Here is a 25,993-nt window from a genome sequence, read left to right on the forward strand (position 1 = left end):
CAGTTCGCAGTCACAGTCCGCTGGGAGGCAGACCATGTCAGGACCCCGCCCCGTCCGAGCACCGCGCGGTACGGAACTGAGTGCCCTGGGATGGCAGCAGGAGGCCGCCCTGCGGATGCTGCAGAACAACCTCGACCCCGAGGTCGCCGAGCACCCCGACAAGCTCGTGGTCTACGGCGGCACCGGCAAGGCCGCCCGCGACTGGCGCTCCTTCGACGCGATGGTGCGCACGCTGAAGGGCCTGAAGCAGGACGAGACGATGCTCGTCCAGTCCGGCCGCCCCGTCGGCGTCATGCAGACCCACGAGTGGGCCCCGCGCGTCCTCATCGCCAACTCCAACCTCGTCGGCGACTGGGCCAACTGGGAGGAGTTCCGCCGCCTGGAACAGCTGGGTCTGACCATGTACGGCCAGATGACGGCCGGCTCCTGGATCTACATCGGCACCCAGGGCATCCTCCAGGGCACCTACGAGACCTTCGCCGCCGTCGCCGCGAAGAAGTTCAACGGCACCCTCGCCGGGACCATCACCCTCACCGCCGGCCTCGGCGGCATGGGCGGCGCCCAGCCGCTCGCCGTGACCATGAACGACGGCGTCGCGATCTGCATCGACTGCGACCCGCGTGCCATCGAGCGGCGCATCGAGCACCGGTACCTCGACGTGAAGGCCGACTCGCTCGACCACGCCCTCCAGCTGGCCACCGAGGCCCGTGACGCCCGCCGTCCGCTGTCCATCGGCGTCCTCGGCAACGCGGCCGAACTGCTCCCGCAGCTCCTCTCGATGGGCGCCCCCATCGACATCGTCACCGACCAGACCTCGGCACACGACCCGCTGGCCTACCTGCCGCTCGGCGTCGACTTCGACGACATGGCCTCCTACGCGGCCAAGGACCCGGCGGGCTTCACCACCCGGGCCCGCGAGTCCATGGCCAGGCACGTCGAGGCCATGGTCGGCTTCATGGACGCCGGCGCCGAGGTCTTCGACTACGGCAACTCGATCCGCGGCGAGGCCCAACTCGCCGGATACGACCGGGCGTTCGCCTTCCCGGGCTTTGTGCCGGCCTACATCCGCCCCCTGTTCTGCGAGGGCAAGGGCCCCTTCCGCTGGGCCGCCCTCTCGGGCGACCCGGCCGACATCGCCAAGACCGACAAGGCGATCCTGGACCTGTTCCCGGAGAACGAGTCCCTCGCCCGCTGGATCAAGCTGGCCGGCGAGCGGGTGCACTTCCAGGGTCTGCCCGCACGCATCTGCTGGCTCGGCTACGGCGAGCGGGACAAGGCCGGCGAGCGCTTCAACGACATGGTGGCTTCGGGAGAGCTCGCCGCACCGCTGGCCATCGGGCGCGACCACCTCGACTGCGGTTCCGTCGCCTCTCCCTACCGTGAGACCGAGGCCATGCTCGACGGGTCCGACGCGATCGCCGACTGGCCGCTGCTGAACGCCATGGTGAACGTGGCATCCGGTGCGTCGTGGGTGTCCCTTCACCACGGGGGCGGCGTGGGGATGGGGCGGTCCATCCACGCGGGCCAGGTGACGGTGGCCGACGGCACGAAGCTCGGCGGCGAGAAGATTCGCCGGGTCCTCACGAACGACCCCGGGATGGGCGTCATCCGGCATGTCGACGCCGGGTACGACATCGCGGAGTCGGTTGCCGACGAGCGGGACGTCCGCGTCCCGATGCGCGAAGGTGACGACGCGTGACGCAGCATTCGGGCGGGCACGGCAACGCTTCGGTGGAAGCTGAGGTCTCGTCGCCGTCCGCGGGCGGTGGCTCGTTCCACGACATGTGGCGGGACCTCCTCCCCATCGGCCGGCACCCCGCCTCCCGCGGGTACCGGCGCTTCGCCTGGACCGGTGTGGACGTCGAATGCCGGGCCTGGTTCAAGGAGCAGGCCGAAGCCCGCGGGCTCGCCTACGAGGTCGACCGCAACGGGAACCAGTGGGCCTGGCTCGGGGACCCCGCCGCCGGGGACGCGGTCGTCACCGGGTCGCATCTCGACTCCGTGCCCGACGGCGGAGCCTTCGACGGCCCCCTCGGTGTCGTGTCCTCCTTCGCCGCGCTCGATGAACTGCGCGGCAGGGGCGCCGACTTCACCAAGCCCCTCGCCATCGTCAACTTCGGCGACGAGGAGGGCGCCCGGTTCGGGCTCGCCTGTGTCGGGTCCCGGCTCACCGGCGGGCAGCTCACCGTCGAGGGCGCCCACAAGCTGACCGACGGCGAGGGCGTCAGCCTGCCCCGGGCCATGGAGGCCGCCGGCTACGACCCCGACACCATCGGCGCCGATCCGGAGCGGCTCGCCCGCATCGGGGCCTTCGTCGAGCTCCATGTCGAGCAGGGCCGTGCCCTCGACCTGTCCGGCGACCGGGTCGGCATCGCCAGCGCCATCTGGCCGCACGGCCGATGGCGGTTCGACTTCAGGGGCGAGGCCAACCACGCCGGGACCACACGGCTCGTGGACCGGCGCGACCCCATGCTGTCCTACGCCGAGACCGTGCTCGCCGCCCGCCGCGAGGCCGAACTCGCCGGTGCCGTCGCCACCTTCGGCAAGATCGCCGTCGAGCCCAACGGCGTCAACGCCATCCCCTCCCTGGTGCGCGGCTGGCTCGACTCCCGTGCCGAGGACCAGGCGAGCCTGGACCGCGTGGTCGGCGGCATCGAGAAGGCGGCCGGCGAGTACGCGGCAGCCCACGGCATCGACCTCGACGTCGTCCGCGAGTCCTTCACGCCGGTCGTCGAGTTCGACCACGCCCTGCGCGACGAACTCGCCCGCATCCTCGGCCAGGAGAGGGAACCCGAGCTCAAGGTTCCCGTCCTGGGCACCGGCGCCGGACACGACGCCGGAATCCTGTCCGGGAGCATCCCGACCGCCATGCTGTTCGTACGCAACCCCACGGGCGTCTCGCACTCCCCGGCCGAGTTCGCCGCCGAGGACGACTGTGTGGCCGGAGTCATCGCCCTCGCCGACGTACTGGAAGGACTGGCCTGCACGTGACGCCCGCCCAGCAGACCCGTACCTACTGGCTGGAACACGCCTGGCTCGGCACCCACGTCGAGCCGGGAGTGGCCGTCGAGGTCGCGGACGGCCGCATCGCCGCCGTCCGCACCGGCGCGCAAACCCCGCCTCCGGGCGCCGAGATCCTCCGCGGCCTGACGCTCCCCGGCCTTTCCAACGCCCACTCCCACGCCTTCCACCGCGCCCTGCGCTCCACGGTCCAGGTCGGCTCCGGCACCTTCTGGACCTGGCGTGAGGTCATGTACGCCACCGCCGACCGGCTGACCCCGGAGACCTACCGCGATCTCGCCCGCGCGGTGTACGCGGAGATGGCGCTGGCGGGGATCACGTCCGTCGGCGAGTTCCACTACGTGCATCACGCGCCGGGCGGCACCCCCTACGCCGACCCCAACGCCATGGGCGAGGCCCTCGTCGAGGCCGCCGCCGACGCCGGCATCCGCATCACCCTCCTCGACACCGTCTACCTGTCCTCCGGCTTCGGACAGCCCCCCGACAACCACCAGCTCCGCTTCTCCGACGGCAGCGCGGAGGCCTGGGCCGAACGCTGTTCAGTTCTCAAGGACCGGGATCACGCACGGATCGGGGCGGCGGTCCACTCCGTACGGGCCGTGCCCGCCGACCAGTTGGCGACCGTGGCCCGGTGGGCCGAGGAGCGGCGGGCCCCGCTGCATGTGCACCTGTCCGAGCAGACCGCCGAGAACGACGCCTGCCGGGAGGCCCACGGCTGCACGCCCACCCGGCTGCTCGCCGACCACGGTGTCCTCGGGCCGCGCACCACCGGCGTCCACAACACCCACCTCACCGACGAGGACATCGCCCTCATCGGCGGCAGCGGCACCGGCACCTGCATGTGCCCGACGACCGAGCGGGACCTGGCGGACGGCATCGGACCCGCCGTCGCCCTCCAGCGGGCCGGCTCCCCGCTCTCCCTCGGCTCCGACAGCCACGCCGTGATCGACCTGCTCGAAGAGGCGCGCGCCATGGAGCTGAACGAGCGCCTGCGCACCCGGACGCGGGGTCACTGGACGGCGGCTGCCCTCCTGCGGGCGGCCTCGGCCGATGGCCACGCGGCCCTCGGCTGGGACGGCGCGGGAGCCATCGAACCCGGCGCGCTCGCCGACCTCACGACGATCGTGCTCGACTCGGTCAGGACGGCAGGGCCGCTTGCGCGGCTCGGGGCCGAGACGGCCGTATTCGCTGCGTCGGCAGCAGACGTGTCGCATACGGTCGTGGCAGGTCGGCACGTCGTACGCGACGGGGCCCACACTCTCGTACCGGATGTGCCGAAAGCCCTCGCGGACGCCGTCGAAGCCCTGCGCGGATGACGCGGCGCCGCCCACCCGGGCGGTCCGCCTCCGCCCCCGAACCCGACCCCACCGCCGACCAGGCCACCAAGGACGCCATGAGCAACGCGACGACCGTCAGCCCCGCCCACTCCGCGAGCACCGCAAGCACGCTCATCACCAACATCGCCGCCCTGGTCACCAACGACCCCTCCCTCGGTGACAATTCCCCCCTCGGACTGATCCAGGACGCGGCCGTCGTCATCGAGGGCGACCGCATCGCGTGGACCGGTGATCAAAGCAAAGCACCCGCCACTGACAATCGGGTCGACGCCGGTGGCCGGGCGGTCGTCCCGGGCTTCGTGGACTCCCACTCCCACCTCGTCTTCGCGGGCGACCGGACGCAGGAGTTCAACGCCCGGATGTCGGGGCGGCCGTACAGCGCCGGCGGCATCCGCACGACCGTCGCGGCCACCAGGGCGGCGAGCGACGAGGACCTGGAACGCAACCTCACGCACTACCTCGCCGAGGCCCTGCGGCAGGGCACCACCACCTTCGAGACCAAGTCCGGCTACGGCCTGACGGTCGAGGACGAGGCCCGCGCCCTGCGCATCGCCGCCGCCCACACCGACGAGGTCACCTTCCTCGGCGCCCACATCGTCTCCCCGGACCACGCCGACGACCCGGCCGCCTACGTCGCCCTCGTCACCGGCGAGATGCTCGACGCCTGCGCGCCGTACGCCCGTTGGATCGACGTGTTCTGCGAGAAGGGCGCCTTCGACGGCGACCAGGCCCGCGCGATCCTCACCGCGGGCAAGGCCAGGGGCCTGCACCCCCGCGTCCACGCCAACCAGCTCTCCTACGGCCCCGGCGTGCAACTCGCGGTCGAACTGGACGCCGCCAGCGCCGACCACTGCACCCACCTGACGGACGCGGACGTCGACGCCCTGGCGAACGGCAACACGGTCGCCACCCTCCTCCCCGGGGCCGAGTTCTCCACCCGCGCCCGGTGGCCCGACGCCCGACGCCTCCTCGACGCGGGCGCCACCGTCGCCCTGTCCACCGACTGCAACCCGGGCTCGTCCTTCACCTCCTCCGTCCCCTTCTGCATCGCACTCGCGGTACGGGACATGGGGATGACCCCGGACGAGGCGATCTGGTCGGCCACCGCGGGCGGCGCGGCGGCCCTGCGGCGCGACGACATCGGCCGCCTCACCCCGGGCGCCCGCGCCGACCTGCTCCTGCTCGACGCACCCAGCCATGTGCACCTGGCCTACCGCCCGGGCGTACCGCTGGTCAGCGAGGTGTGGCGACGGGGCGTACGCGAGGCCTGAGCCCGAAGGGCCGCCCGGCCCAGGGCCCTTGCACCCGGGTCAGGCGGCCCCGGCCTTCCAGCGCTGGCCGCCACCGCCGCTCACCGACTCCAGCGACAGCCCGTCCCCGGCACCCCCCGCCGGGGTCACCGCAGTTCCGAAGGCGATGGCGGGGCGGATCACGCCGTCGCCGTCCACCACGAACGTCAGGTTCTGGCCGTTGCGCCCCTCCACCGAGTCGCACGTCCAGACCCCGACGCCCCGGTCCGTCGAACCACGGCTGTCCAGGCAGTAGTCGGGATCGGCGGACGACTGGAGCACACCGCGATCCGCGTCGACCCGCCAGCGCTGGGTGCCGGACGACGTGCAGGGAGCCGTGATCACATCGGTCCCGTTGAAGAAGGCACCGCCCACGTCCAGGCACAGCCCCGACGCGACGTTCACGACCTGGGCATACGTGCCGCTCGGCGGGTGCGTGGGGGAGGGCGGCGGCTTGGGGTCGGCCGTCTTCGTAGGCGTCGCACTCTTCGTGGGCGACGGCGACGTGGAGCTCCGCGACGGGGACGGTGACGGTGACGGCGATGAGGTCGACGGCGTCGCCGACACGGTGGCCGTCACCGTGACCGCCACCGGCGGCACGCTCACCGCCGTGCCGACCGCGCCCACGGGATCCTGCGACGACGATCCGCCCTGGGCCGCCAGGAACGCCACCAGCGGCAGCAACGCCACCCCGAGCGCCGCCGACACCAGCACCACCCGGCGACGATCGGACGGCCATCCGGGCACCGGCCAACTCTTCTTCGCGGCAAGGCGGGCGGCGGCACCCCCGCGCCGCACGCCCTCCCGCTCCCCCGGAGCGCCCGCCGCGTACGCCGTCCCGCCCCACGTCAGCAGCCCCTCCGCCAGCGCCGCGCGCGGTGAGTCCCGCAGGGCCGACAGCTCCTCGTAGGCCGTCGTGCAGTGCGGGCAGCGCGCCATGTGGGCGTGCAGATCGGCGCTGTCGCGGGGACTGTCCGGCCGTACGGACTCCTCGATGAGGCGGCCGAAGTCGGCGCAGTCGGGGTCGTCGGAGGCGGTGAGACGGGCGCGCAGGCAGGACCGGGCGAGCTGCTGGAGCGCCGGGTCCGTGCCGTACGTGACGTCCTCGCGGGTGAGGCCGAGGAGGCCGGCCGTCCGGTCCGCCGGCTCCTGCTCCACGAGGCCGTACCAGATCAGGCCCTGGGTGCGGGACGGAAGGGCCTGGAACGCCGTCAGCATCGGCGGGACCGGGCCGGAGGGGCCGGCCGTGTTCAGCACGAGCAGCAGTCCCGCGTCGAGGCCCGCCGCCCGGTCGTCCATGGCCCAGGTCCCGGCCAGCCGGGCGGTCAGCATCAGCAGTTGGTGCCGCCAGGGCAGTCCGGGGTCGATGCCGCGCGCGGTCTGACGGGCCGCCAGGGTGAACGCCTGGGCCGCCAGCTGCCGGGCCATGGAGTCGTTCGGGGTGCACAGACGGGCGTAGGCGAGGACGGGCGCGTGATGGCGGGCGCGCAGCTCCTGGAGCGCCGGATACGCGGTGGCCGTGTCGGCGCGCAGCAGTTCGGTGAGCCGTGCGTCGGACGCGCCCGCGTGAATCCCACGGTCATGGTCCCCACCGTCGTCGGCCCGAGCCATCCGCCTGCCTCCTTGCAGCCGTTCAACCCGCCCGGAGTTCTGACCTACCGGCGGGTATGACGGCTCATAGTGGAGGAAGGGAAGCCCTGGGGAAAGGGTTTCTGTGGGTAACCCGTGAGTCGCGCATGCACGGCCGGGCGGGACGCGTCCGGTCCTCGAACGCGCTGTGCCCGGTGTCCCGCCGACGGAATTCGGCGGGGCACCGGGCACAGCGCAGGTCAGCGTGGAGGAGACGCCACTCCTGGATCGGTCAGTCCTCGACCGTCAGCCCCTTGCGGAGCCGGATCAACGTCCGCGACAGCAGCCGCGACACATGCATCTGTGAGATGCCGAGTTCTTCGCCGATCTCCGACTGGGTCATGCCCGCCACGAATCTCAGGGACAGGATCTTGCGGTCCCGGGGCGGCAGTTCGGCGATGAGCGGCTTCAAGGACTCGACGTACTCGATGCCTTCGATCCCGTGGTCCTCGTAGCCGATCCGGTCGGCCAGCGCGCCCTCGGCGTCGTCCTCCTCGGGCTGGGCGTCCAGCGACGAGGCGGTGTACGCGTTCGACGCCGCCATGCCCTCGACGACCTCGTCGTTGGTCAGACCGAGGCGCTCCGCCAGTTCCGCCACGGTCGGGGCGCGGTCGAGCTTCTGGGCCAGTTCGTCCCCGGCCTTGGCCAGGTCGAGCCGGAGCTCCTGGAGCCGACGCGGTACCCGCACCGACCACGACGTGTCGCGGAAGAAGCGCTTGATCTCGCCGATGATGGTCGGCATCGCGAAGGTGGGGAACTCCACGCCGCGGCTGAGTTCGAAGCGGTCGATCGCCTTGATCAGGCCGATGGTGCCGACCTGGATGATGTCCTCCATCGGCTCGCTGCGCGAGCGGAAGCGGGAGGCGGCGAACTTGACCAGCGCGAGGTTGAGTTCGACGAGCGTGTTGCGGACGTACGAGTACTCGTGGGTCCCTTCCTCCAGCGACTCCAGCCGCTCGAAGAGGGTCTTGGACAGGGCCCGCGCGTCCACCGGCCCCACCTCGTCGTACGGGGGGATGTCCGGAAGTCCGGCGAGAGCGTCGTCCTGACCGAACTCCTGACCGAAGTCCTGTTCGGGACGTACGTCGGCACTCAACTCGATGGGATCCAGCTGTTCCGGTTGGGATGCCGACGTCGCCCTCTGGGTATGCGATGCGTCGAGCCGGGGTGACATGATGTCCTCCATCGTTCTCGGCATTCGGCTGCCGAAGCCTGCGTGCACTGCGGTGTGCGGCGCCTCCAAAGCCGGCCGAGTCGGTTACGTGTCTCTACTAGCCCTACCCGCTTTCAGGAGCCCACCGCAAGTGCGCTCTGGTCCGAAATGTCCGATTCTGGGTGGATGTTCGGGTGTTGGGAGGCGTAGGGAAGGCGTAGTGTTCGACAGCGTCAGTCAGCAGCCACGACGTCGGGAGTGAGAGACGGCATGGACCGCGGCACGGTCGGCAGCGCACAGTCTGGCCGACTTCTGGTCGAGGTGCGGGAAGAGGGCGCCAGCGCCGTCGTGACTCCGGCGGGTGAGTTGGATCACCACACCGCCGATTTGTTGCGCGAGCCACTCGAGGACTGCCTCGGGAAGGGCTTCAGCCGGCTGGTCGTCGACTGCTCGCGGCTCGAGTTCTGTGACTCCACGGGTCTGAACGTGCTGCTGGGGGCCCGGCTGAAGGCGGAGGCCGCCGGTGGCGGGGTGCATCTCGCGGGGATGCTGCCCGTGGTCGCGCGCGTGTTCGAGATCACGGGGGCGGAGGCCGTCTTCACGGTCCACGACTCGCTCGATGCCGCCCTGGCCGACGAGGCCGACGGGGCGGGTTGACCCCTCGCGTCCGGCCCTGCATCAGACGTCACATCATTCGTGCCGAATACAGGGGTGTTCCCTCGGCTCGGTCGGGCAGGAGACATCCTGAAACCCGTCGGCTGTGATGTCGGCCACCGGGGGTGGGGGACTGTGACCGACGTATCAGGCAAGGACCGTGCACTGGCGTACTGACTCTGCGTACTGACTTCTGAATCGTGTGAACGTTGAACTGGTGAATCGGTGAGGTGAAGCGCTGATGAGCACCACCCGGCCTTTCTCGCCGGGCGACCGCGGCCCTGAGCCCAGCGGCGCTTCGGGGGCGTCCGAGAGCGGCGTGCCGGGCGCGGAGGGCTCCGACGAGGGCGCTCCGGCGGCCGGAGGGCCCTCAGGGGGCGCCGTGCCGTCCCTGAGGCCCGAGGAGTCCGCGGCGTCCGCCGAGGTGTCGGCGGGGCGGCAGGTCCGCCGCCTGGTCCTGGAGGGCCAGAGCGGCGTCGTCCCGCTCGCCCGTGACTTCGCCCGCCAGGCGCTGTACGCGTGGGGCTGGCTCCCCGCGGCCACCGCCGACCAGCGGGCCGCCGCGGAGGATGTGCTGCTCGTCGTGTCCGAGCTGGTCACCAACGCCTGTCTGCACGCCGACGGGCCGGACGAGCTGTGGATCGCCTGCGACAACAAGGTGATCCGCGTCGAGGTCTCCGACAAGGGCACGGGCCAGCCGGCGCCGCGCACACCGCACCGCGCGGGGCGTCCCGGCGGCCACGGCATGTTCATCGTGCAGCGGCTCTGTCTGGACTGGGGGGTCATGCGGACGCCGGGGGTCGCGGGCAAGACGGTGTGGGCGGAGCTGGGAGCACCGGCGTAGGTCACCCGTTCGGCCTGCCGTACGGGAAATTCGTTTCCGCACCGCCGAGGCGCCGCTCTAGGGCTGCACTATCGCGTCACCAAGCTCGCCGCCGGCGACATCAGCCCCGCGCGGGCCAAGACCTACGACATGGAGGTCTGGCTGCCCAGTCTGGGCGCGTACGCCAAGGTCAGCTCGGTGTCGAACGCCCGTGCCTACCAGGCCCGGCGCGGCGGCATCCGGTACCGCCCGGCCGGCGGCGGCAAGGCGGCGTACGTCCACACCCTCAACGCCTCGGGCCTCGCCACCAGCCGCCTGCTCCCCGCGATCCCGGAGCAGCACCAGCGGGCGGGCGGGACGGTGCTCGTGCCGGAAGTGCTGCGGCGCTGGGGGCTGCCCGAACTGCTGCGTCCGGCCTGACCCCGTGTTACCCAGGGTCACCCTGAGGGGCCGGCTCTCCACCCGAACCCCTGCGGCGCACGCCGGATCGTCACAACTCCGGCGTGCGCCGTGTCTTCCCTCCTCAAGGCGCCGGGCGTACCTTGACGGCCGATCTGATGTGCCGTCAGGAAATGAGGGGACCGTGTCGAAGCAGAAGCGAACCGCCGCGCTCGCGACGGCCGCGGCCCTGGCCGGCTCGGCGGTGCTGATGGCCGCCCCCGCGGCCCGGGCCGAAGTCGTCGACGTCAACTACGCCTGCAAGACGCCGATCGGCGACAAGAGCGCCGTCTCGCCCATCGACATCAAGGGCGTCAAGAGCGGCAGCGGATACAAGATCACCATGTCATGGCAGAAGGGCGTCTCGTCCAGCCCGGTCGAACTGGGCAAGGGCGCGATGAAACCGAGCGCCACCATCAAGCTGGGCGGCGCCGACAGCGGCACCCTCGCGGTCACCGGCCCGGCCAACCAGGAGGCGATTCCCGCCAACACCCCCATCAAGATCAACGACTTGACGGGCACGTACACCCCGAAGAAGACCGGCAAGGTCACCTTCACGGCGGGTGTGCTCACCATCAAGGCGCTCGGCACGACGACCACGTGCACGCCCGGCAACAGCCCCGGCCCGTCGCTCACCCTCGACGTGACGGCGGCGTCCGGCGGCGGCAGCACGGGCGGCTCCGGCCAGGGCGGCTCCGGCTCCGGCTCCGGCTCCGAGCTCCCGCAGACCGGCCCCGAGGACTCGGCCATCGCCCTGGGCACTCTCGGCGGCACGGTGCTGCTCGCGGGCGCGGCAGGCGCGCTGTGGCTGACGCGGAGGGGTCAGGCGGTACGCCGCTGACCTGCACGCCTGATCACCGCTGGAGCCGCCGATGTCGTCAGCCGTCCGTGTCCTGTGCCTGTCCCTGCTGCTCCTCCTGGCGGCCGCTCCCGCGGCGACCGCCGCCGAGGCCTGGACCGTCGCGCCCTCCGGCGGCGGGCGGCCGTCCTTCTACGCCGAGGGCGCGCCCGGGACGGTCCAGCAGGACACGGTGTCCGTGACGAACCGCGGCGGCGAGCCGGTCACCGTACGGCTGCACGGCGCCGGCGTCCCGATCGCCTTCGCCGACAGCGCGGTACGGATCCCGGCCCGCACCCGTGCCGAGGTCCCCTTCACGGTGACCGTCCCGCCGGGCACGGCCCCCGGCGACCGCTCCGGCGAGATCGTCGCCCGCGACGCCGACGGCCGCGCGCAGACCGTCCCGCTCCGCCTGCGCGTGACCGGCCCGGAGCTGTCCGCGCTGACGGTGGAACGCGTCCGGGTGCACCCCGACGGCATCACATACGAGCTGGTCAACAGGGGTACGACCGCCCTCGCCCCGAGCCTCGCCATCCGCGCCGACGGTGTCTTCGGCCGCCTCCTCGACCGCGCCCCGCGCCCCCTCTCCGTCGACCTGCCCCCGGGCAGCCGTACGAAGCTCACCGAGCCCTGGCCGGACCGGCCCGCGCTCGACGCGGTCGACGTGCGCTTGACGGTGACTGCGGCGGGCGGGGCGAACGACACGGCGCGGGCGTCCGCGCTGTTCGTGCCGTGGGATGCGGTGGCCGGGGCCGGGGGGTTCGTGGTGGCGGCGGTGGGCGCCTTGCTCGTCGTACGGCATCGAGGGCGCCGTAGGCCTGGCGGCGGTGAGTCGGCCGAAACGGAACAGCCTTACAAGCAAGCCGAGTTGACGGGAGTGGGGACGTGAACGCCAGGGTGCGGATCGCGGTGTTGCCGGCCGTGCTGGCGCTGCTGTCGCCGGTGACGGCCCTGAACGCGTCGGCAGCGGACGGCCCGCCCACCGTCAGGCTGTCCAAGTCCCAGGCGGGGACGGGCGGTTCGATCACCGTGACCGGCAGCGGCTGGCGGGACCGCACCCTGCTGATGATCCTGATCTGCGGTCAGTCCGTACCGTCGACCGGCGTGAGCGGCGGCACCAACTCCTGCGCCAACGCGGAAGGCAGGGCCGTGACCACGGACGCGGACGGACGCTTCAGCCGGAAACTTCCGGTGGCCGAGCCGCCCGTGCCGTGCCCGTGCGTGGTGCATGTGGCGACGGTGACCGGAGCGAAGGCCGAGGCCGACGCGATCTTCCAGGTGGCCGGGCACGCGGTCGAGCCGCTGCCCGCGGAGCCGGCCGGGGGACGCCTGTCGGTCCTCACGGACACCCGGCTGGACGGTTCGAGCGGGCTGCTCACCTGGTTCGGCGCACCACCGGCGCGGACGCTGGTGTTCACAGTTGGCAATGTCGGCACCTCACCCGTCAGGAACCCGGTCTTCCAGGTCGGCACCTCCCACGGCGTGTTCGCGCCGCAGTGGCAGGAACAGCAGTGGCGCGGCACGATCCAGCCGGGCAGGAAGGCGCGGATCGAGCTGCCGGTGGAACTCGCGGCCGGCGCGCACGGCGACTACACGGTCTCCCTGAAGTACGGCGGCAAGGTGATGGCCGAACAGCCCTGGGGCGTGGGCCGGCCCTGGGGCGTGACGCTGTTCTGGATCCTGGTCTGTCTGGTCGTACCGGCGGCGGTGTTCCGCGTCGGGCTGGCGGTGGTGGACCGGGTACGGCCGCGGCAGACCGCCCGCCGCCGCGGGTTCCGGCTGCCCCAACCGGTCCTGCGCATACCGGGGTTGAAGCCCCGCGAAGAGGCGAGGCACGCCCTGCCCTCTTCCTCCTCCTCGACCCTGCCGTGGTTCACCCCGGACAGCGATCCGGGCACGTCCGGCCGGCTCTCCGCACCGCACGACGACAGCCCGACGAGTTCGACGGGCCCCACGACTCCGTCGACTCCGACCAGGAAGGGACCCCCGTGAGCAAGCGAAGGAGAGTCACACCGGCACGCCCGAGAAGAGGTGTAGCGGCGGGCGTCGCGCTGATGCTAGGCGGCGCGGGCATCCTGCTCGGCGTGTCCGCCGCGCCCGCCCAGGCCGCGGAGGTGGCGTACGCGACCGAGTGCATCCCGCCCGCCATCTCCGGGCTGCCGCCGGTCCAGGGCACGACGAAGGTGGAGATCACCGCGCCTGCGGAGGCGAAGGTCGGAGACGAGGTGGAGATCGTCTGGAAGTTCGTCCAGGCCGCGTCCAAGAACCCCGACATCCTCGACCTCCAGGCGAACACGGTCCAGCCGTCGGGAACGCTGAAGGCGGCCGGTGCGCAGACCGCGGACGTCGCCATGCAGGGGCCCCGGGAGAACCCGGCGATCCCCAAGGGCAGCGACATGAAGCTGTCCGACATGAAGGGCAAGCTGAAGCTGACGGCACCGGGTGAGGTGACCCTGACGCCGGGCGCGTACAACATCAACGTCAACAAGCCCATCTCCACGGACACCAAGTGCGCGCCGAAGGAGACGGTGCAGAAGGCCGCGACGATCAAGGTGACGGACGGGGGCGGGACTTCGGGCGGTACGACGGGAGGCCTGCCGACGGTCGTCCCGACGCTGCCGACGAGCGTGCCGACCGGTCTGCCGACGGGGTCGTCGAGCCCCTCGGACCCGGCGCCGAGTGAGAGCGAGACGGGCGGGGACACCGGCGGTACGAGCACCGGGGGCGGCGACGGCGGCCAGACCGACTTCACGGGCAAGGAGGTCCAGGTCCCGTACAAGTGCAAGACGCCCATCGGCGACAAGGAGGCGACCTCGCCGGTCCAGATCAACGCCAAGAAGAACGGCGGGAGTTTCGATCTGACGGTGCAGTTCAAGAAGTCGGTGATGGACAGCCCCGCCGACATCCCCAAGGACTCGGTCAAGCCCTCGATGGAGGTCGCCCTGGGCGGCGCCGACAAGGGCACGGTCCACGTCGAGGGGCCCACCAACTCCGAGGCCATCAAGTCGGGCGACCCGATCGAGATCCCCGACCTCACGGGCACCTACAAGCCGGGCGCGAGCGGCGAGTCGACCCTCTCCCCGGGAGTGCTGACGATCGAGGCCCTCGGCACGACGACGACCTGCACACCGGCCAAGTCGGAGGTGTCACTGACGCTGGACACGAGCGAGCAGGCGAGCGGCGCGTCCGGCGGCGGCTCGACGGGCGGTTCAGCGGGCGGCTCGGCGGGCGGTTCGTCGACGGACGGCGGCCTGGCGGCGACCGGCGCGGAGGACCAGGGGTCCCTGAAGGCGCTGGGTCTGGTGGCGGGGACGGCACTGCTGCTGGGCGGGGCGGTGTTCACGTTCATGCCCGGACGCAGGGCGCGTTAGCCCGCCCGCGAACCCACCCGCAAACGCACAAAGGCCGTTGCACCCAACCGGGTGCAACGGCCTCCGTAGGCTCTGGCAGCGCGTTAGCGGACGTTGCCCATGAGCTCCTTGACCTTCTTGCGGTACATCCACACCGCCACACCGGCGACCACGGCGAGCGTGGCCTCCATGGCGACGATGTTCGTCTTGTTGAGGTCGACCCCGGCGATGGAGAGCAGACCGGTCGTGGCGTCACCCGCGGTGACGGCCAGGAACCAGACGCCCATCATCTGCGAGGCGTACTTCGCGGGAGCCATCTTCGTCGTCACCGACAGGCCCACCGGGGAGAGCAGCAGCTCACCGACGGTCTGCGTGAAGTAGATCGCCACCAGCCACATCGCGGCCGCCTTGTGACCGCCCTCGGCGATCGTCAGCGGGGCGAGGAAGAGGAAGAAGGACGCGCCGACCAGCACCAGACCGGAAGCGAACTTCACGATCGTGCTCGGCTCCTTGCCACGCCGGTTCAGCGCGAGCCAGAACCAGGCGAAGACCGGGGCCAGCGCCATGATCAGGACCGGGTTGACCGACTGGTACCAGGAGACCGGGAAGCCCCAGCCGAAGACGCTGTTCTCTGCGGAGGAGTCGGCGAAGAGCGACAGGGTCGAGCCGCCCTGGTCGTAGATCATCCAGAACATGGCCGCGGCGACGAAGAACCAGATGTACGCGGACATCTTCGACTGCTCGGGACGGTCCAGGTCCTTGTCGCGCTTGATGCGGACCAGAACCATGGTCGGGATGATCACGCCGAGCAGGGTCAGCGGGACCAGGATCCAGTTCAGCGTGTAGTTGCCGGAGAAGCCGACGAACGCGTAGATGACGACCGCGATACCGGCCCAGATCCCCGCCTTGCGCAGCGTGGACGTCTTCTCCTCGGCGGACAACGGCGTCGGGACCACACTGGAACGCTCGGCCAGGTGGCGGGAGCCGATCAGGAACTGGGCGAGACCCAGCGCCATGCCGAGTGCGGCGAGCGCGAAGCCCAGGTGCCAGTTGACGCTCTCACCGATGGTGCCGATGATCAGCGGGGCCGCGAAGGCACCGAGGTTGATACCCATGTAGAAGACGGTGAAGCCACCGTCGCGGCGCGGGTCGTCCGGTCCGTCGTAGAGGTGGCCGACCATCGTCGAGATGTTGGCCTTCAGCAGACCCGAGCCGATCGCGACCAGGCCGAGACCGCCGTAGAAGGTGCCGGAGGAGGGCAGTGCCAGCGTGAGGTGGCCGAGCATGATGACACCGCCGGCGATGGCGACCGTTTTGCGCGGACCCCAGACGCGGTCACCGAACCAGCCGCCGGGCATGGCGAGCAGGTACACCAGCGACACGTACACGGAGTAGATCGCGGTCGCCGTCGCCGCGTCGAGGTTGAGGCCGCCCGGAGCGACCAGGTACAGCGGGAGCAGAGCCCTCATGCCGTAGTAGGAGAAACGCTCCCACATCTCGGTCATGAAGAGAGTGGCCAGTCCGCGGGGGTGGCCGAAGAAGGTCCGTTCGGTGCCGGGGGTGCCCGGGCGGGCCGAGTCCTTCGTCAGGCTGGACGCCATGGTCGTTCCTTGCTGGTCGGGACGCGCATCGACGTAGAGCGGTCACGCGCCCGGTGGGGGGCGGCCGGCACCGGCGGACACGGCCGTCCGCCCCACGCCCGGGGGCAGTCCGCTCCGGGTCTCGGAGGGGAAGACGGCGACCGTCGGGATCCACGCCCCCGCCTTCGGGGGCCCGGCCACAGGTCATTCCTTATGCAGTGCGCACATAAAAGAGACCCTCAGCGTCAAATGCGCCGAAGGTCCCCGCAGTGCTACAGGCGTAGAGTCACCATACGTCAGGACACCGCCTGAAATGGAAGGACTTGAGATGCGGATCACAGGTGTCGAGGGAACCGCAGGCACCCTTTCGAAGGTCCTTCCCAGGATCGCACTTCGCAGACGTGGTCTGTACCACTGCGGCCCAAGGTAAGAGATTCACTCGAGTCGGGTAAGAACCCAGGCGTCCGATCACACCCCGGCTCTTGTCATGGGCGGACTACCATCAGCTCATGACCCGTGTACTGCTCGCCGAGGACGACGCGTCCATTTCGGAGCCGCTGGCCCGCGCACTGCGCCGGGAAGGGTACGAGGTCGAGGTGCGGGAGGACGGCCCCACCGCGCTCGACGCAGGACTGCAGGGCGGGATCGACCTGGTCGTGCTGGATCTCGGCCTGCCCGGCATGGACGGCCTGGAGGTGGCACGCCGGCTGCGTGCCGACGCTCACGCCGTGCCGATCCTCATCCTCACCGCGCGTGCCGACGAGGTGGACACCGTCGTGGGCCTGGACGCGGGCGCCGACGACTACGTCACCAAGCCGGTCCGGCTCGCCGAACTGCTCGCGCGGGTCCGGGCCCTGCTCCGGCGCGGCGCCGCCGAGCCGCAGCAGCCGCCCGCCACGCACGGGGTGCGCATCGACGTCGAGTCCCACCGCGCGTGGATGGGCGACGAGGAACTCCAGCTCACCGCCAAGGAGTTCGACCTGCTGCGGGTGCTGGTGCGCGACGCGGGGCGGGTCGTCACCCGGGACCAGCTGATGCGGGAGGTCTGGGACACGACCTGGTGGTCCTCGACCAAGACGCTCGACATGCACATCTCCTGGCTGCGCAAGAAGCTCGGCGACGACGCGGCGAACCCCCGCTACATCGCGACCGTGCGGGGCGTGGGCTTCCGCTTCGAGAAGAGCTGAGCCACTGCCGTACCGGCATGGCACACAGGTAAGTAAGAGGACATGCGCCGCCGACTGATCCAGTCCACCCTCGCCGTGGTTCTCGTGGTGATCGCCGTCTTCGGCGTGTCACTCGTCATCGTCGAGACACGGACCATCACCAGCACCGCCCAGGAGCGGGTGGACACCGAGGCGGTGCGGCTGGTCAGCATCGTGGACAGCCGGCTGCTCGGCGACGAGACCGTGAACGCTGCCGTGCTGCGGGACCAGATCCAGGGAGACCGGTACGCCCGGATCCGCATCCCGGGCAAGCCCCTGATCGAGGTGGGCGAGCGGCCGACCGGTGACGTCATCAGCGCCAGTGAGACGGGCGAGGAGGGCGAGACGGTCACCGTGCAGGAGCCGCGCTCGTCGGTGACGCGCGAGGTCGGCCGTACGTTGCTGATCATCGGGGCGGTCGCCCTGCTGGCGGTAATCGCAGCGGTCCTGCTGGCGGTGCGCCAGGCGAACCGGCTGGCCTCACCGCTCACCGACCTCGCGGAGACGGCGGAACGTCTCGGCTCCGGCGACCCGCGGCCCCGGCACAAGCGGTACGGCGTCCATGAGCTGGACCGTGTGGCGGACGTCCTCGACTCCTCCGCCGAGCGCATCGCCCGCATGCTGACCGCGGAACGCCGCCTCGCCGCGGACGCCTCCCACCAGCTCCGCACGCCGCTCACGGCCCTGTCCATGCGCCTGGAGGAGATCACCCTCACCGACGATCCCGACACGGTGAAGGAGGAGGCCACGATCGCCCTGACACAGGTGGAGCGCCTCACGGACGTCGTCGAACGCCTCCTCACCAACTCCCGCGACCCCCGCACCGGCTCGGCCGTCACCTTCGACCTCGACGAGGTCATCCAGCAGCAGCTGGCGGAGTGGCGCCCCGCCTACCGCAGCGCGGGCCGGGCGATCGTCAGCTCGGGCAAGCGGCACCTGGAGGCGGTCGGCACGCCGGGCGCGGTGGCGCAGGTCCTGGCAGCCCTGATCGAGAACTCCCTCATGCACGGTGGCGGCACGGTGGCGCTGCGCACCCGCGTCACCGGCAACCAGGCGGTCATCGAGGTCACGGACGAGGGCCCCGGCGTCCCGGCGGACCTCGGCGCCCGGATCTTCGAGCGCGCCATCAGCGGCCACAACTCCACCGGCATCGGCCTCGCAGTGGCCCGCGACCTCGCGGAAGCGGACGGCGGCCGCCTGGAAATGCTCCAGACCAAGCCCCCGGTACTGGCCCTGTTCCTCTCCCGCACACCCCCACCGAAGAAACCGGGCCAGGAGTCGGGTCAGACGGTCAGGTGACGAGAGCCGGGCCAGGCAAAGTCAGAGCGTCTGGGGCTGCCCCGAGGAAGGCCGGTGACGCGACAGCGTCAGCCCACCCGCACCCGCGGCTTCTCCGCACCCCGCGCACCCCGCGCACCCCGCCGAGGCGTCTCCAGGAACGATTCCGCTCCGGCCACCGCCTCCTCCGCGGGAAGCGCCCGGAACACCCACGTCCGGTAGGACCAGAACCGGAACAGCGTCGCGATGCCGATGCCGAGGAACTTGAAGATGTTGCTCTGTAGCGGGCTGTCCCAGCCGAAGCCGTACGTCGCCGCGTACAGGACACCGTTCTCGATCACCAGGCCGACCGCGCTGAACAGCAGGAACAGGCCCAGTTCCTTCGTACGGCGGCCCTTTTCGCGATCCCGGTAGGTGAAGTACCGGAAGCCGAGGTAGTTGAAGATGATCGCGACCGCCGTCGCGATGACGCTCGCGCGCACCACCTGGAGGTCGGTCACATGCCGTACCAGGTTGAACACGAGCAGGTTGACAAGGAGTCCCGCTCCACCCACCGCACCGAACTTGGCGACCTCGCGCACCAGCCGGTCGAAGCGTTGCCGCACGGCACTGCGGGGTGCCGGAGGCGCCGTATGAAGCCCCGAGGAACCACGTCCCATGGTCGTAAAGGCTCCTGTCGGTCGGTTTGTCGGTTGGTTTCGTCAACCCAGCCATGCTAACCACCCCCCTCGACGATTGCCTGTGCGCAAGCTCATAGGCGGGGAAGAGACCCGGAAAACTCGGGTAAGAAGACCGGCGAGGGCCGGCGGCAGGGGACGGAAACCGGCCGCCGCGAAGTGGCCGATACCCTAGGGGCGTGACGTTCCCGGTAGTCGGCATGGTCGGCGGGGGTCAGCTTGCTCGTATGACACACGAGGCGGGCATCCCGTTGGGCATCAGGTTCAAGCTCCTCAGTGACACCCCTCAGGATTCCGCGGCGCAGGTCGTCAGTGATGTCGTCATCGGCGACTATCGCGACCTCGACACGCTGCGCGACTTCGCGAGGGGCTGCGATGTGATCACTTTCGATCACGAACACGTACCCACCGAGCACCTCAAGGCTCTGGAGGCGGACGGCATCCCCGTCCGCCCGGGCCCCGACGCGCTTGTGCACGCCCAGGACAAGGGCGTGATGCGCGCGAGGCTCGACGCGATCGGTGTGCCGTGCCCGCGGCACCGCATCGTGACCGACCCTCAGGACGTGGTCGCCTTCGCGGCCGAGGGCGACGGTTTTCCGGTCGTCCTCAAGACCGTCCGCGGCGGCTACGACGGCAAGGGTGTCTGGGTCGTCGACTCGGCCGAGGAGGCCGCGGACCCCTTCCGCGCCGGCGTCCCGGTCCTCGCCGAGGAGAAGGTCGACTACGTCCGCGAGCTCGCGGCGAACGTCGTCCGCTCCCCGCACGGCCAGGCGGTCGCCTACCCCGTGGTGGAGTCCCAGCAGGTGGGCGGCGTCTGCGACACGGTCATCGCGCCCGCCCCCGAGCTCGACGAGGTCCTCGCGCTCAAGGCCGAGGAGCTCGCCCTGACGATCGCCAAGGAACTGGACGTCGTCGGCCACCTCGCCGTGGAGCTGTTCCAGACCCGCGACGGCCGCATCCTCGTCAACGAGCTGGCGATGCGCCCGCACAACTCGGGCCACTGGACCCAGGACGGTGCCATCACGTCCCAGTTCGCCAACCACGTCCGGGCCGTCCTCGACCTCCCCCTCGGCGACCCGCGCCCGCGCGCCAGGTGGACGGTCATGGTCAACGTCCTCGGCGGCGACTACCCCGACATGTACTCCGCGTACCTGCACTGCATGGCCCGCGACCCCCAGCTCAAGATCCACATGTACGGCAAGGACGTGAAGCCCGGCCGCAAGGTCGGTCACGTCAACACCTACGGCGACGACCTCGACGACGTGCTGGAGCGCGCCCGTCACGCTGCCGGCTACCTGAGAGGGACCATCACCGAATGAGCCCTGTTGTAGGCATCGTCATGGGGTCGGACTCCGACTGGCCCGTCATGGAGGCCGCCGCCCAGGCCCTCGACGAGTTCGAGATCGAGTACGAGGTCGACGTGGTCTCCGCGCACCGGATGCCGCGCGAGATGGTCACGTACGGCGAGCAGGCGGCCGAGCGCGGTCTGAAGGCGATCATCGCCGGGGCCGGCGGCGCCGCCCACCTCCCCGGCATGCTCGCCTCGGTCACGCCGCTGCCCGTCATCGGCGTCCCGGTCCCGCTGAAGTACCTGGACGGCATGGACTCCCTGCTCTCCATCGTGCAGATGCCGGCCGGTGTCCCCGTGGCCACGGTCTCCGTCGCCGGCGCGCGCAACGCCGGTCTGCTCGCCGCCCGCATCCTCGCCGTGCACGACGAGGACCTGCTCCAGCGGATGCGGGAGTTCCAGCAGGAGCTGAACGACCAGGCCACCGAGAAGGGCAAGCGCCTGCGCGCCAAGGTAGAGGGCGCGAGCGGCTTCGGCTTCGGCTCGGGGAAGTGACGCCGATGACCTCCCTGGAGGCAGCCCGGGAACTCCTGCGCGAGTTCCCGGTCGTGGACGGCCACAACGACCTGCCGTGGGCCCTGCGCGAACAGGTCCGCTACGACCTCGACGCCCGCGACATCGCCGCCCACCAGGGCGCCCACCTGCACACCGACATCCCCCGGCTGCGCGAGGGCGGCGTGGGCGCGCAGTACTGGTCGGTGTACGTGCGCTCCGACTACGCCGGTGACAAGGCGGTCAGCGCCACCCTCGAACAGATCGACTGCGTACGGCAGTTGCTGGCCCGCCACCCGGCCGACCTGCGCCCGGCGCTGACGGCGGCGGACATGGAGGCGGCCCGCGCCGAGGGCCGGATCGCCTCCCTGATGGGCGCAGAGGGCGGCCACTCCATCGCCAACTCCCTGGCCACGCTGCGGGCGTTGTACGCGCTCGGCGTCCGCTACATGACCCTCACCCACAACGACAACATCGCGTGGGCCGACTCGGCGACGGACGAGCCCGGGGTGGGCGGTCTGTCGGCCTTCGGCCGCGCGGTCGTGCGGGAGATGAACCGCGAGGGCATGCTCGTCGACCTCTCGCACGTCGCGGCGACGACGATGCGCGACGCGCTCGACACCTCCACGGCCCCGGTGATCTTCTCCCACTCCTCCTCCCGCGCGGTCTGCGACCACCCGCGCAACATCCCCGACGACGTCCTGGAGCGCCTGCCCGGCAACGGCGGCGTCGCGATGGTGACGTTCGTACCGAAGTTCGTGCTCCAGGCGGCGGTCGACTGGACGGTCGCGGCCGACGAGAACATGCGCGCGCACGGCTTCCACCACCTCGACACGACCGCCGAGGCGATGAAGGTGCACCGCGCCTTCGAGGAGAGCAACCCGCGCCCGATCGCCACGGTGTCCACGGTCGCCGACCACCTGGACCACATGCGCGAGGTCACCGGCATCGACCACCTCGGCATCGGCGGCGACTACGACGGCACCGCCTTCACCCCGGACGGTCTGAACGACGTCTCCGGCTACCCGAACCTGATCGCCGAGCTGCTGGACCGCGGCTGGTCGAAGCCCGACCTGGCCAAGCTGACCTGGCAGAACGCGGTACGGGTGCTGGGCGCGGCGGAGGACGTGGCCCGCGACCTTCAGGCCACGCGCGGCCCGTCCAACGCGACCCTCGAGGCACTGGACGGCTGATCGTCGAGGGCGGGGTAGTCGGTGTAGCCGGTCGCCCCGCCCGTGTACATCAGATACCTGTCCCGCACCGGGTTGAGCGGCGCCCCGAGCGCAAGCCGGCGCACCAGGTCGGGGTTGGCCAGGAACGGACGGCCGAGGGCGATCAGATCGGCACCGGCGTCGAGGAGCCGGGCCGATGTGTCGCCGATCGCTTCGGCGGACAGCTCCGGGAGCACCGGGTTGGCGATCAGGGTCCCCGGCCAGGCGGCGCGGATCCGGCCGAACAGCGGGTCCGCCGGGTCGGCGTACACGAGGTGCAGATACGCCGGTCCGAGCCCGCCCAGCGCCTCGACGAGCGCCGGGTGGAGCGTGTCGCTGTCGGTCTCGTCGATGCCGTTGACGGTGTTGCGGGGAGAGATCCGCACCCCAACCCGCTCCGGCCCGATCGCGGCGGCCACCGCCTCGACCACCTCCCGCACGAACCGGATCCGCCCGGCCACCGAGCCGCCGTACTCGTCCGTACGGCGGTTGGTGTTGCCGGCCAGGAACTGGTGCAGCAGATGGCCGTTGGCGGAGTGCACCTCGACGCCCTCGAAACCGGCGGCCACGGCATTGCGTGCGGCCGTCGCGAAGTCGGCGACGGTGGCGCGGATGTCGTCGACGGTCATCTCCCGCGGGACGACGGCGGGGCGGTGCCCGTCCGGTGTGAAGATCGTCTCCGGGAGCGGCACGGGCGAAGGTGAGACGGGGGTCAGCCCGCTGGTGGCCGGATGCCCGACCCGGCCACCGTGCTGGAGCTGGAGAAACATCGGCCCGCCGCCCGCGGCCCGCACGGCGTCCGTGACCCGCCGCCAGCCGGCCACGTGCGACGGGGTGTGGATCGCGGTGATGTGCGGATACGTCTGCCCGACCGCGTTCGGCGTCGAGGCCTCGGCGATGATCAGCCCGGCCGAGGCACGCTGCGCGTAGTACGTGGCCATCAGCGGCGTCGGAGTGCCGTCCGCCGCCGCGCGGTTCCTGGTCAGCGGGGCCATGACCAGGTGGTTCGGCAGGTGCAGGGGGCCCAGGCGGGCCGGGGCGAGAAGGGGGCGTACGGCTGCGGTCTTGTCCGTCGTGTGCGTCATGGCCGTACCGTAGAAGTTGACATCAGTGTCAGATTCAAGCCCGGACGGACCAGGGAACCAAGGGAAGCAGGGGGCACGGCATGCGGATCGGTGAGCTGGCCCGGCGCACCGGCGTGAGTGAGCGGTCACTGCGCTACTACGAGGCCCAGGGGCTGCTGCGCGCCGAGCGCACCCCCGGCGGGCACCGTGACTACCCCGCGGCGGCCGTCGACCGGGTCGTCCGGATCCAGGAGCTGTTCGCCGCCGGGCTGCACAGCAGCAGGATCGCGCAGCTGCTGCCCTGTATGCGGGACACCGACGGCGGCCCCTCCGCCATCGCTACGCCCCGCCTGGTCGAGGACCTCACCGCCGAGCGCCACCGCATCGACCGGATGATCGCCGACCTGGTCCGCTCCCGCGACACCCTGGACGAGGTCATCGAGGCGGCGCGGGAGAGCTGACGCGCGCGGTACCCCCGCACACGCCGTTCCAAGCCCGTCGGCGCGCGGTACCCCCGAACGCCTCGTCCACCAGGAAGCCCGTCCGGGTCCGTGCGACGGTGAACCGTACTGCTGATCATCACGCCGATCACGTACGGAGACCGCCATGGCAGACCTCAAGTACGAAGCGGACACCAGCCCCGAGGTCGGCGAACTCGATGACCTGCCCGCTCCGCCGCCCGGGGAGCCGTCCGACCCGTCCGACTCCGTCACCGGCCCGGATGCGGGCGCCGAGGCGAGCCTCCTCGACCGTGCCCACGCCCTCCTCGCCGCCCATCCCGTCGCCGACGGCTACAGCGGGCTGCCGTGGGCGCTGCGCCGCCTGCCCTGGTTCGACCTGGAGCTCGGCGAGAGCGCCGTCGACACGGACGTACCGCGGATGCGCGAGGGACATGTCGGCGCGCTGTTCTGGGCGCTGCACCTGCCGGACGGACTGGACGGCGACCGGGCCGTCGGTGCCACGCTGGACCAGCTGGACCTGGTGAAGACCGTCGTACGGGCCCACGCGGAGGGCCTGCGCCTGGCCGACAATCCGGGCCCCATCACCGACGTCCGCCACTGCGGCCGTATCGCCGTCCTGCCGGGCCCGGCAGGGGCCGCCGCCCTCGGTGACTCGCTCGGGATCCTGCGTTCCCTCCACGGGCTGGGGCTGCGCGCCCTCACGCTGTCCGGCGTCGCCTGGGCGAGCGAGGCGGGGCTGACGCGGTTCGGCGAGGAGGTCCTGCGTGAGATGAACCGTCTCGGCGTACTGGCCGACCTCTCCGGCGCCTCCCCGGACACCGTGCGCCGGGCGTGTGCGGTGTCCAAGGCCCCGGTCCTGTGCGCCCGCTCCGCCGCCCGCGCCCTGCGCCCCCACCCGGCCAACCTCCCCGACGACCTGCTCGCCGAGCTGGGCGCCGTGGGCGGCCTGTGTATGGTGCCGCTCACCGCCGAGCAGACCGGGCCGTCCGTCCGGGACGTCGCCGACCATCTCGACCACGTTCGTGCGGTCGCAGGCGCGGAGTCCGTCGGCCTGTCCGGCACCTACGACGCCGGCACGGCCCACCCACAGGACCTCACCGACGCCTCCTGCTACCCGCACCTCGTCGCCGAGCTGCTGCGCAGGGGCTGGTCCGAGGCCGACATTGCGCTGCTGACCTGGGGCAATGTCCAGCGCGTGCTGCGCGAGGCCGACTTCACGGCCCGGGAGGCACAGCGGCGCCGGGCGCCGTCGACGATGAAGATCTCCGAGCTGGACGGGTAGCGGGGGAGACGGGAGAGACGGTGGCGGGGGAGACGGGAGAGACGGGGGAGGGAGCTGGAGGGCTCAGGGTTCCTCGATCCGGCACAGGCAGAACGGGTGCCCCGCCGGATCGGCGTACACCCGGAAGTCCTCCTTGTCCTCCGCCTGCAGCAACCGCGCGCCGAGCGCCAGCACCTTCTCCTGGGCCGCCTCGACCTCCTCCCAGGTGGACCCCGCGTCGAAGTCCAGGTGGAACTGCTGGGAGTTGCGGTCGGCCCGCGGCCACTCCGGCGGGGTGTACCCGGGCGCCGGCTGGAAGGCGAGCCTCGGCCCGTCGGGGAGCCGCAGCACAACCCACTCGGGGTCGTCGTCCTCTACCGTGCCGCCGCCGACGCCGGCGTAGAAGCGGGCGAGGGCGCGCGGGTCGGGGCAGTCGATGACGACGGAACGCAGACGGGTCACGCGGGCCATGGGTTCCTCCCGGGGGTCACGGGGTGCTCGGCACTCAGCAGGCGCACAGGCAGAACGGGTGCCCCGCCGGATCGGCGTAAACGCGGAAGGTCCGCGAGCGGTCCTCGGTCTCCAGCGGCTTCGCCCCCAGGGCCAGCACCTCCTTCTCGGCGGCGTCCAGGTCCTCGACGGTCAGGTCCAGATGGAACTGCTGCGAGTGCTCGGGCGACGGCCACCGCGGCGGTACGTAACCGGGGGCGGCCTGGAACGACAGCGTCGGAGCGCCGGGCACCTTCACGTCCACCCAGTCCTCCTGCTCCTCGACGCTGCCGCCGAGCACGCGGGCGTAGAAGTCGGCGAGGGCGCGGGGGTCGGGACAGTCCAGGACGACGGCGCCCACTTCTGCGATGGCCATGGCTTCCTCCTCGAAGCGG

The 25,993-nt window shown here is 71.4% G+C and carries 25 protein-coding genes; 18 read left to right on the forward strand and 7 right to left on the reverse strand.

Annotated features, from left to right (window positions below; all coding sequences use genetic code 11):
• Positions 1–34: 34 nt before the first annotated feature.
• The 4 genes from hutU to hutI are packed head-to-tail and all read left to right on the forward strand — an operon-like array spanning position 35 to position 5,629.
• Complete coding sequence (hutU, locus tag OHO27_RS24825; protein WP_328427193.1) at positions 35–1,699, forward strand: urocanate hydratase; 1,665 nt, start codon at positions 35–37, stop codon at positions 1,697–1,699.
• Positions 1,696–2,991 carry an allantoate amidohydrolase gene (locus OHO27_RS24830; protein ID WP_328427194.1) on the forward strand — a complete coding sequence of 432 codons (1,296 nt, stop codon included), beginning with the start codon at positions 1,696–1,698 and terminating at the stop codon, positions 2,989–2,991. The genes hutU and OHO27_RS24830 overlap by 4 nt, the downstream gene beginning before the upstream one ends.
• Complete coding sequence (locus OHO27_RS24835; protein WP_443059715.1) at positions 2,982–4,337, forward strand: formimidoylglutamate deiminase; 1,356 nt, start codon at positions 2,982–2,984, stop codon at positions 4,335–4,337. The genes OHO27_RS24830 and OHO27_RS24835 overlap by 10 nt, the downstream gene beginning before the upstream one ends.
• Positions 4,334–5,629 carry an imidazolonepropionase gene (gene hutI / locus OHO27_RS24840; RefSeq protein ID WP_328427196.1) on the forward strand — a complete coding sequence of 432 codons (1,296 nt, stop codon included), beginning with the start codon at positions 4,334–4,336 and terminating at the stop codon, positions 5,627–5,629. Before OHO27_RS24835 ends, hutI begins: the two co-directional genes overlap by 4 nt.
• 39 nt (positions 5,630–5,668) lie before the next feature.
• Here hutI and OHO27_RS24845 read toward each other — a convergent pair whose 3' ends face one another.
• Positions 5,669–7,258, reverse strand: a complete 1,590-nt coding sequence (locus OHO27_RS24845) for an RICIN domain-containing protein (protein WP_328427197.1) — start codon at positions 7,256–7,258, stop codon at positions 5,669–5,671.
• 250 nt (positions 7,259–7,508) lie between these two features.
• On the reverse strand, positions 7,509–8,462 hold the full coding sequence (locus OHO27_RS24850) for an RNA polymerase sigma factor SigF (RefSeq protein WP_328430533.1): 954 nt from the start codon (positions 8,460–8,462) through the stop codon (positions 7,509–7,511).
• A gap of 237 nt (positions 8,463–8,699) precedes the next feature.
• Here OHO27_RS24850 and OHO27_RS24855 point away from each other — a divergent pair, with 237 nt between their 5' ends.
• From OHO27_RS24855 to OHO27_RS24885, 7 genes are all read left to right on the forward strand, one after another.
• The gene (locus tag OHO27_RS24855) at positions 8,700–9,086 is read left to right on the forward strand and encodes an STAS domain-containing protein (protein WP_328427198.1); all 387 of its coding nucleotides are present in this window, start codon (positions 8,700–8,702) and stop codon (positions 9,084–9,086) included.
• Positions 9,087–9,324: 238 nt separating this feature from the next.
• Positions 9,325–9,927: an ATP-binding protein gene (locus OHO27_RS24860; protein ID WP_328427199.1), complete on the forward strand. Its 603-nt coding sequence runs from the start codon at positions 9,325–9,327 to the stop codon at positions 9,925–9,927.
• A gap of 63 nt (positions 9,928–9,990) precedes the next feature.
• On the forward strand, positions 9,991–10,326 hold the full coding sequence (locus OHO27_RS24865) for an aminoacyl--tRNA ligase-related protein (protein ID WP_328430534.1): 336 nt from the start codon (positions 9,991–9,993) through the stop codon (positions 10,324–10,326).
• Between the two features lie 163 nt (positions 10,327–10,489).
• Positions 10,490–11,185 (forward strand): LPXTG cell wall anchor domain-containing protein, encoded by a 696-nt coding sequence (locus OHO27_RS24870; RefSeq protein WP_328427200.1) that lies wholly within the window; start codon positions 10,490–10,492, stop codon positions 11,183–11,185.
• A 31-nt stretch (positions 11,186–11,216) separates the two neighbouring features.
• Entirely contained in the window at positions 11,217–12,071 is an 855-nt protein-coding gene (locus OHO27_RS24875; protein ID WP_328427201.1) for a COG1470 family protein, read from the forward strand.
• On the forward strand, positions 12,068–13,174 hold the full coding sequence (locus tag OHO27_RS24880; protein ID WP_328427202.1) for a hypothetical protein: 1,107 nt from the start codon (positions 12,068–12,070) through the stop codon (positions 13,172–13,174). The genes OHO27_RS24875 and OHO27_RS24880 overlap by 4 nt, the downstream gene beginning before the upstream one ends.
• A complete protein-coding gene (locus OHO27_RS24885) occupies positions 13,171–14,553 on the forward strand; it encodes a hypothetical protein (RefSeq protein ID WP_443059583.1) in 1,383 nt (460 codons plus the stop codon). The genes OHO27_RS24880 and OHO27_RS24885 overlap by 4 nt, the downstream gene beginning before the upstream one ends.
• An 83-nt stretch (positions 14,554–14,636) precedes the next feature.
• On the opposite strand, the gene OHO27_RS24890 is transcribed toward OHO27_RS24885, so the two are convergent.
• Positions 14,637–16,133 (reverse strand): oligopeptide:H+ symporter, encoded by a 1,497-nt coding sequence (locus OHO27_RS24890; protein WP_328427203.1) that lies wholly within the window; start codon positions 16,131–16,133, stop codon positions 14,637–14,639.
• Positions 16,134–16,621: 488 nt separating this feature from the next.
• On the opposite strand from OHO27_RS24890, the gene OHO27_RS24895 reads away from it, so the two are divergent.
• On the forward strand, positions 16,622–17,299 hold the full coding sequence (locus OHO27_RS24895) for a response regulator transcription factor (protein WP_328427204.1): 678 nt from the start codon (positions 16,622–16,624) through the stop codon (positions 17,297–17,299).
• Between the two features lie 42 nt (positions 17,300–17,341).
• Complete coding sequence (locus tag OHO27_RS24900) at positions 17,342–18,616, forward strand: ATP-binding protein (protein WP_328427205.1); 1,275 nt, start codon at positions 17,342–17,344, stop codon at positions 18,614–18,616.
• 68 nt (positions 18,617–18,684) lie between these two features.
• Here OHO27_RS24900 and OHO27_RS24905 read toward each other — a convergent pair whose 3' ends face one another.
• Positions 18,685–19,254 carry a GtrA family protein gene (locus OHO27_RS24905; RefSeq protein WP_328427206.1) on the reverse strand — a complete coding sequence of 190 codons (570 nt, stop codon included), beginning with the start codon at positions 19,252–19,254 and terminating at the stop codon, positions 18,685–18,687.
• A gap of 197 nt (positions 19,255–19,451) precedes the next feature.
• On the opposite strand from OHO27_RS24905, the gene OHO27_RS24910 reads away from it, so the two are divergent.
• From OHO27_RS24910 to OHO27_RS24920, 3 genes are read left to right on the forward strand one after another with little or no spacing between them, the layout of a single operon-like run.
• A complete protein-coding gene (locus OHO27_RS24910) occupies positions 19,452–20,591 on the forward strand; it encodes a 5-(carboxyamino)imidazole ribonucleotide synthase (RefSeq protein WP_328427207.1) in 1,140 nt (379 codons plus the stop codon).
• Entirely contained in the window at positions 20,588–21,115 is a 528-nt protein-coding gene (gene purE / locus OHO27_RS24915) for a 5-(carboxyamino)imidazole ribonucleotide mutase (RefSeq protein WP_328427208.1), read from the forward strand. The genes OHO27_RS24910 and purE overlap by 4 nt, the downstream gene beginning before the upstream one ends.
• Before the next feature lie 5 nt (positions 21,116–21,120).
• Complete coding sequence (locus OHO27_RS24920; protein WP_328427209.1) at positions 21,121–22,305, forward strand: dipeptidase; 1,185 nt, start codon at positions 21,121–21,123, stop codon at positions 22,303–22,305.
• On the opposite strand, the gene OHO27_RS24925 is transcribed toward OHO27_RS24920, so the two are convergent.
• Complete coding sequence (locus tag OHO27_RS24925; protein WP_328427210.1) at positions 22,254–23,408, reverse strand: alkene reductase; 1,155 nt, start codon at positions 23,406–23,408, stop codon at positions 22,254–22,256. The two genes, OHO27_RS24920 and OHO27_RS24925, sit on opposite strands and share 52 nt — an antisense overlap.
• A gap of 80 nt (positions 23,409–23,488) precedes the next feature.
• On the opposite strand from OHO27_RS24925, the gene OHO27_RS24930 reads away from it, so the two are divergent.
• Together OHO27_RS24930 and OHO27_RS24935 are read left to right on the forward strand one after the other, a co-directional pair.
• Positions 23,489–23,848: a MerR family transcriptional regulator gene (locus OHO27_RS24930; RefSeq protein WP_328427211.1), complete on the forward strand. Its 360-nt coding sequence runs from the start codon at positions 23,489–23,491 to the stop codon at positions 23,846–23,848.
• A 145-nt stretch (positions 23,849–23,993) separates the two neighbouring features.
• Entirely contained in the window at positions 23,994–25,130 is a 1,137-nt protein-coding gene (locus tag OHO27_RS24935; RefSeq protein ID WP_328427212.1) for a dipeptidase, read from the forward strand.
• 63 nt (positions 25,131–25,193) lie between these two features.
• On the opposite strand, the gene OHO27_RS24940 is transcribed toward OHO27_RS24935, so the two are convergent.
• Positions 25,194–25,580, reverse strand: a complete 387-nt coding sequence (locus tag OHO27_RS24940; protein WP_328427213.1) for a VOC family protein — start codon at positions 25,578–25,580, stop codon at positions 25,194–25,196.
• Positions 25,581–25,614: 34 nt separating this feature from the next.
• Positions 25,615–25,974: a VOC family protein gene (locus OHO27_RS24945; protein ID WP_328427214.1), complete on the reverse strand. Its 360-nt coding sequence runs from the start codon at positions 25,972–25,974 to the stop codon at positions 25,615–25,617.
• Positions 25,975–25,993: the final 19 nt, after the last annotated feature.

The sequence above is a fragment of the Streptomyces sp. NBC_00443 genome, assembly GCF_036014175.1.
GTDB lineage: Bacteria > Actinomycetota > Actinomycetes > Streptomycetales > Streptomycetaceae > Streptomyces.

Excerpts from the sequence above, each read along its gene's own strand:
- hutU (WP_328427193.1), top strand. The coding sequence starts at position 35 with ATGTCAGGACCCCGCCCCGTCCGAGCACCGCGCGGTACGGAACTGAGT.
- hutI (WP_328427196.1), top strand. The coding sequence starts at position 4,334 with ATGACGCGGCGCCGCCCACCCGGGCGGTCCGCCTCCGCCCCCGAACCC.
- OHO27_RS24845 (WP_328427197.1), bottom strand. The coding sequence starts at position 7,258 with ATGGCTCGGGCCGACGACGGTGGGGACCATGACCGTGGGATTCACGCG.
- OHO27_RS24850 (WP_328430533.1), bottom strand. The coding sequence starts at position 8,462 with ATGGAGGACATCATGTCACCCCGGCTCGACGCATCGCATACCCAGAGG.
- OHO27_RS24855 (WP_328427198.1), top strand. The coding sequence starts at position 8,700 with ATGGACCGCGGCACGGTCGGCAGCGCACAGTCTGGCCGACTTCTGGTC.
- OHO27_RS24860 (WP_328427199.1), top strand. The coding sequence starts at position 9,325 with ATGAGCACCACCCGGCCTTTCTCGCCGGGCGACCGCGGCCCTGAGCCC.
- OHO27_RS24875 (WP_328427201.1), top strand. The coding sequence starts at position 11,217 with ATGTCGTCAGCCGTCCGTGTCCTGTGCCTGTCCCTGCTGCTCCTCCTG.
- OHO27_RS24890 (WP_328427203.1), bottom strand. The coding sequence starts at position 16,133 with ATGGCGTCCAGCCTGACGAAGGACTCGGCCCGCCCGGGCACCCCCGGC.
- OHO27_RS24895 (WP_328427204.1), top strand. The coding sequence starts at position 16,622 with ATGACCCGTGTACTGCTCGCCGAGGACGACGCGTCCATTTCGGAGCCG.
- OHO27_RS24900 (WP_328427205.1), top strand. The coding sequence starts at position 17,342 with ATGCGCCGCCGACTGATCCAGTCCACCCTCGCCGTGGTTCTCGTGGTG.
- OHO27_RS24905 (WP_328427206.1), bottom strand. The coding sequence starts at position 19,254 with ATGGGACGTGGTTCCTCGGGGCTTCATACGGCGCCTCCGGCACCCCGC.
- purE (WP_328427208.1), top strand. The coding sequence starts at position 20,588 with ATGAGCCCTGTTGTAGGCATCGTCATGGGGTCGGACTCCGACTGGCCC.
- OHO27_RS24920 (WP_328427209.1), top strand. The coding sequence starts at position 21,121 with ATGACCTCCCTGGAGGCAGCCCGGGAACTCCTGCGCGAGTTCCCGGTC.
- OHO27_RS24925 (WP_328427210.1), bottom strand. The coding sequence starts at position 23,408 with ATGACGCACACGACGGACAAGACCGCAGCCGTACGCCCCCTTCTCGCC.
- OHO27_RS24930 (WP_328427211.1), top strand. The coding sequence starts at position 23,489 with ATGCGGATCGGTGAGCTGGCCCGGCGCACCGGCGTGAGTGAGCGGTCA.
- OHO27_RS24935 (WP_328427212.1), top strand. The coding sequence starts at position 23,994 with ATGGCAGACCTCAAGTACGAAGCGGACACCAGCCCCGAGGTCGGCGAA.
- OHO27_RS24940 (WP_328427213.1), bottom strand. The coding sequence starts at position 25,580 with ATGGCCCGCGTGACCCGTCTGCGTTCCGTCGTCATCGACTGCCCCGAC.
- OHO27_RS24945 (WP_328427214.1), bottom strand. The coding sequence starts at position 25,974 with ATGGCCATCGCAGAAGTGGGCGCCGTCGTCCTGGACTGTCCCGACCCC.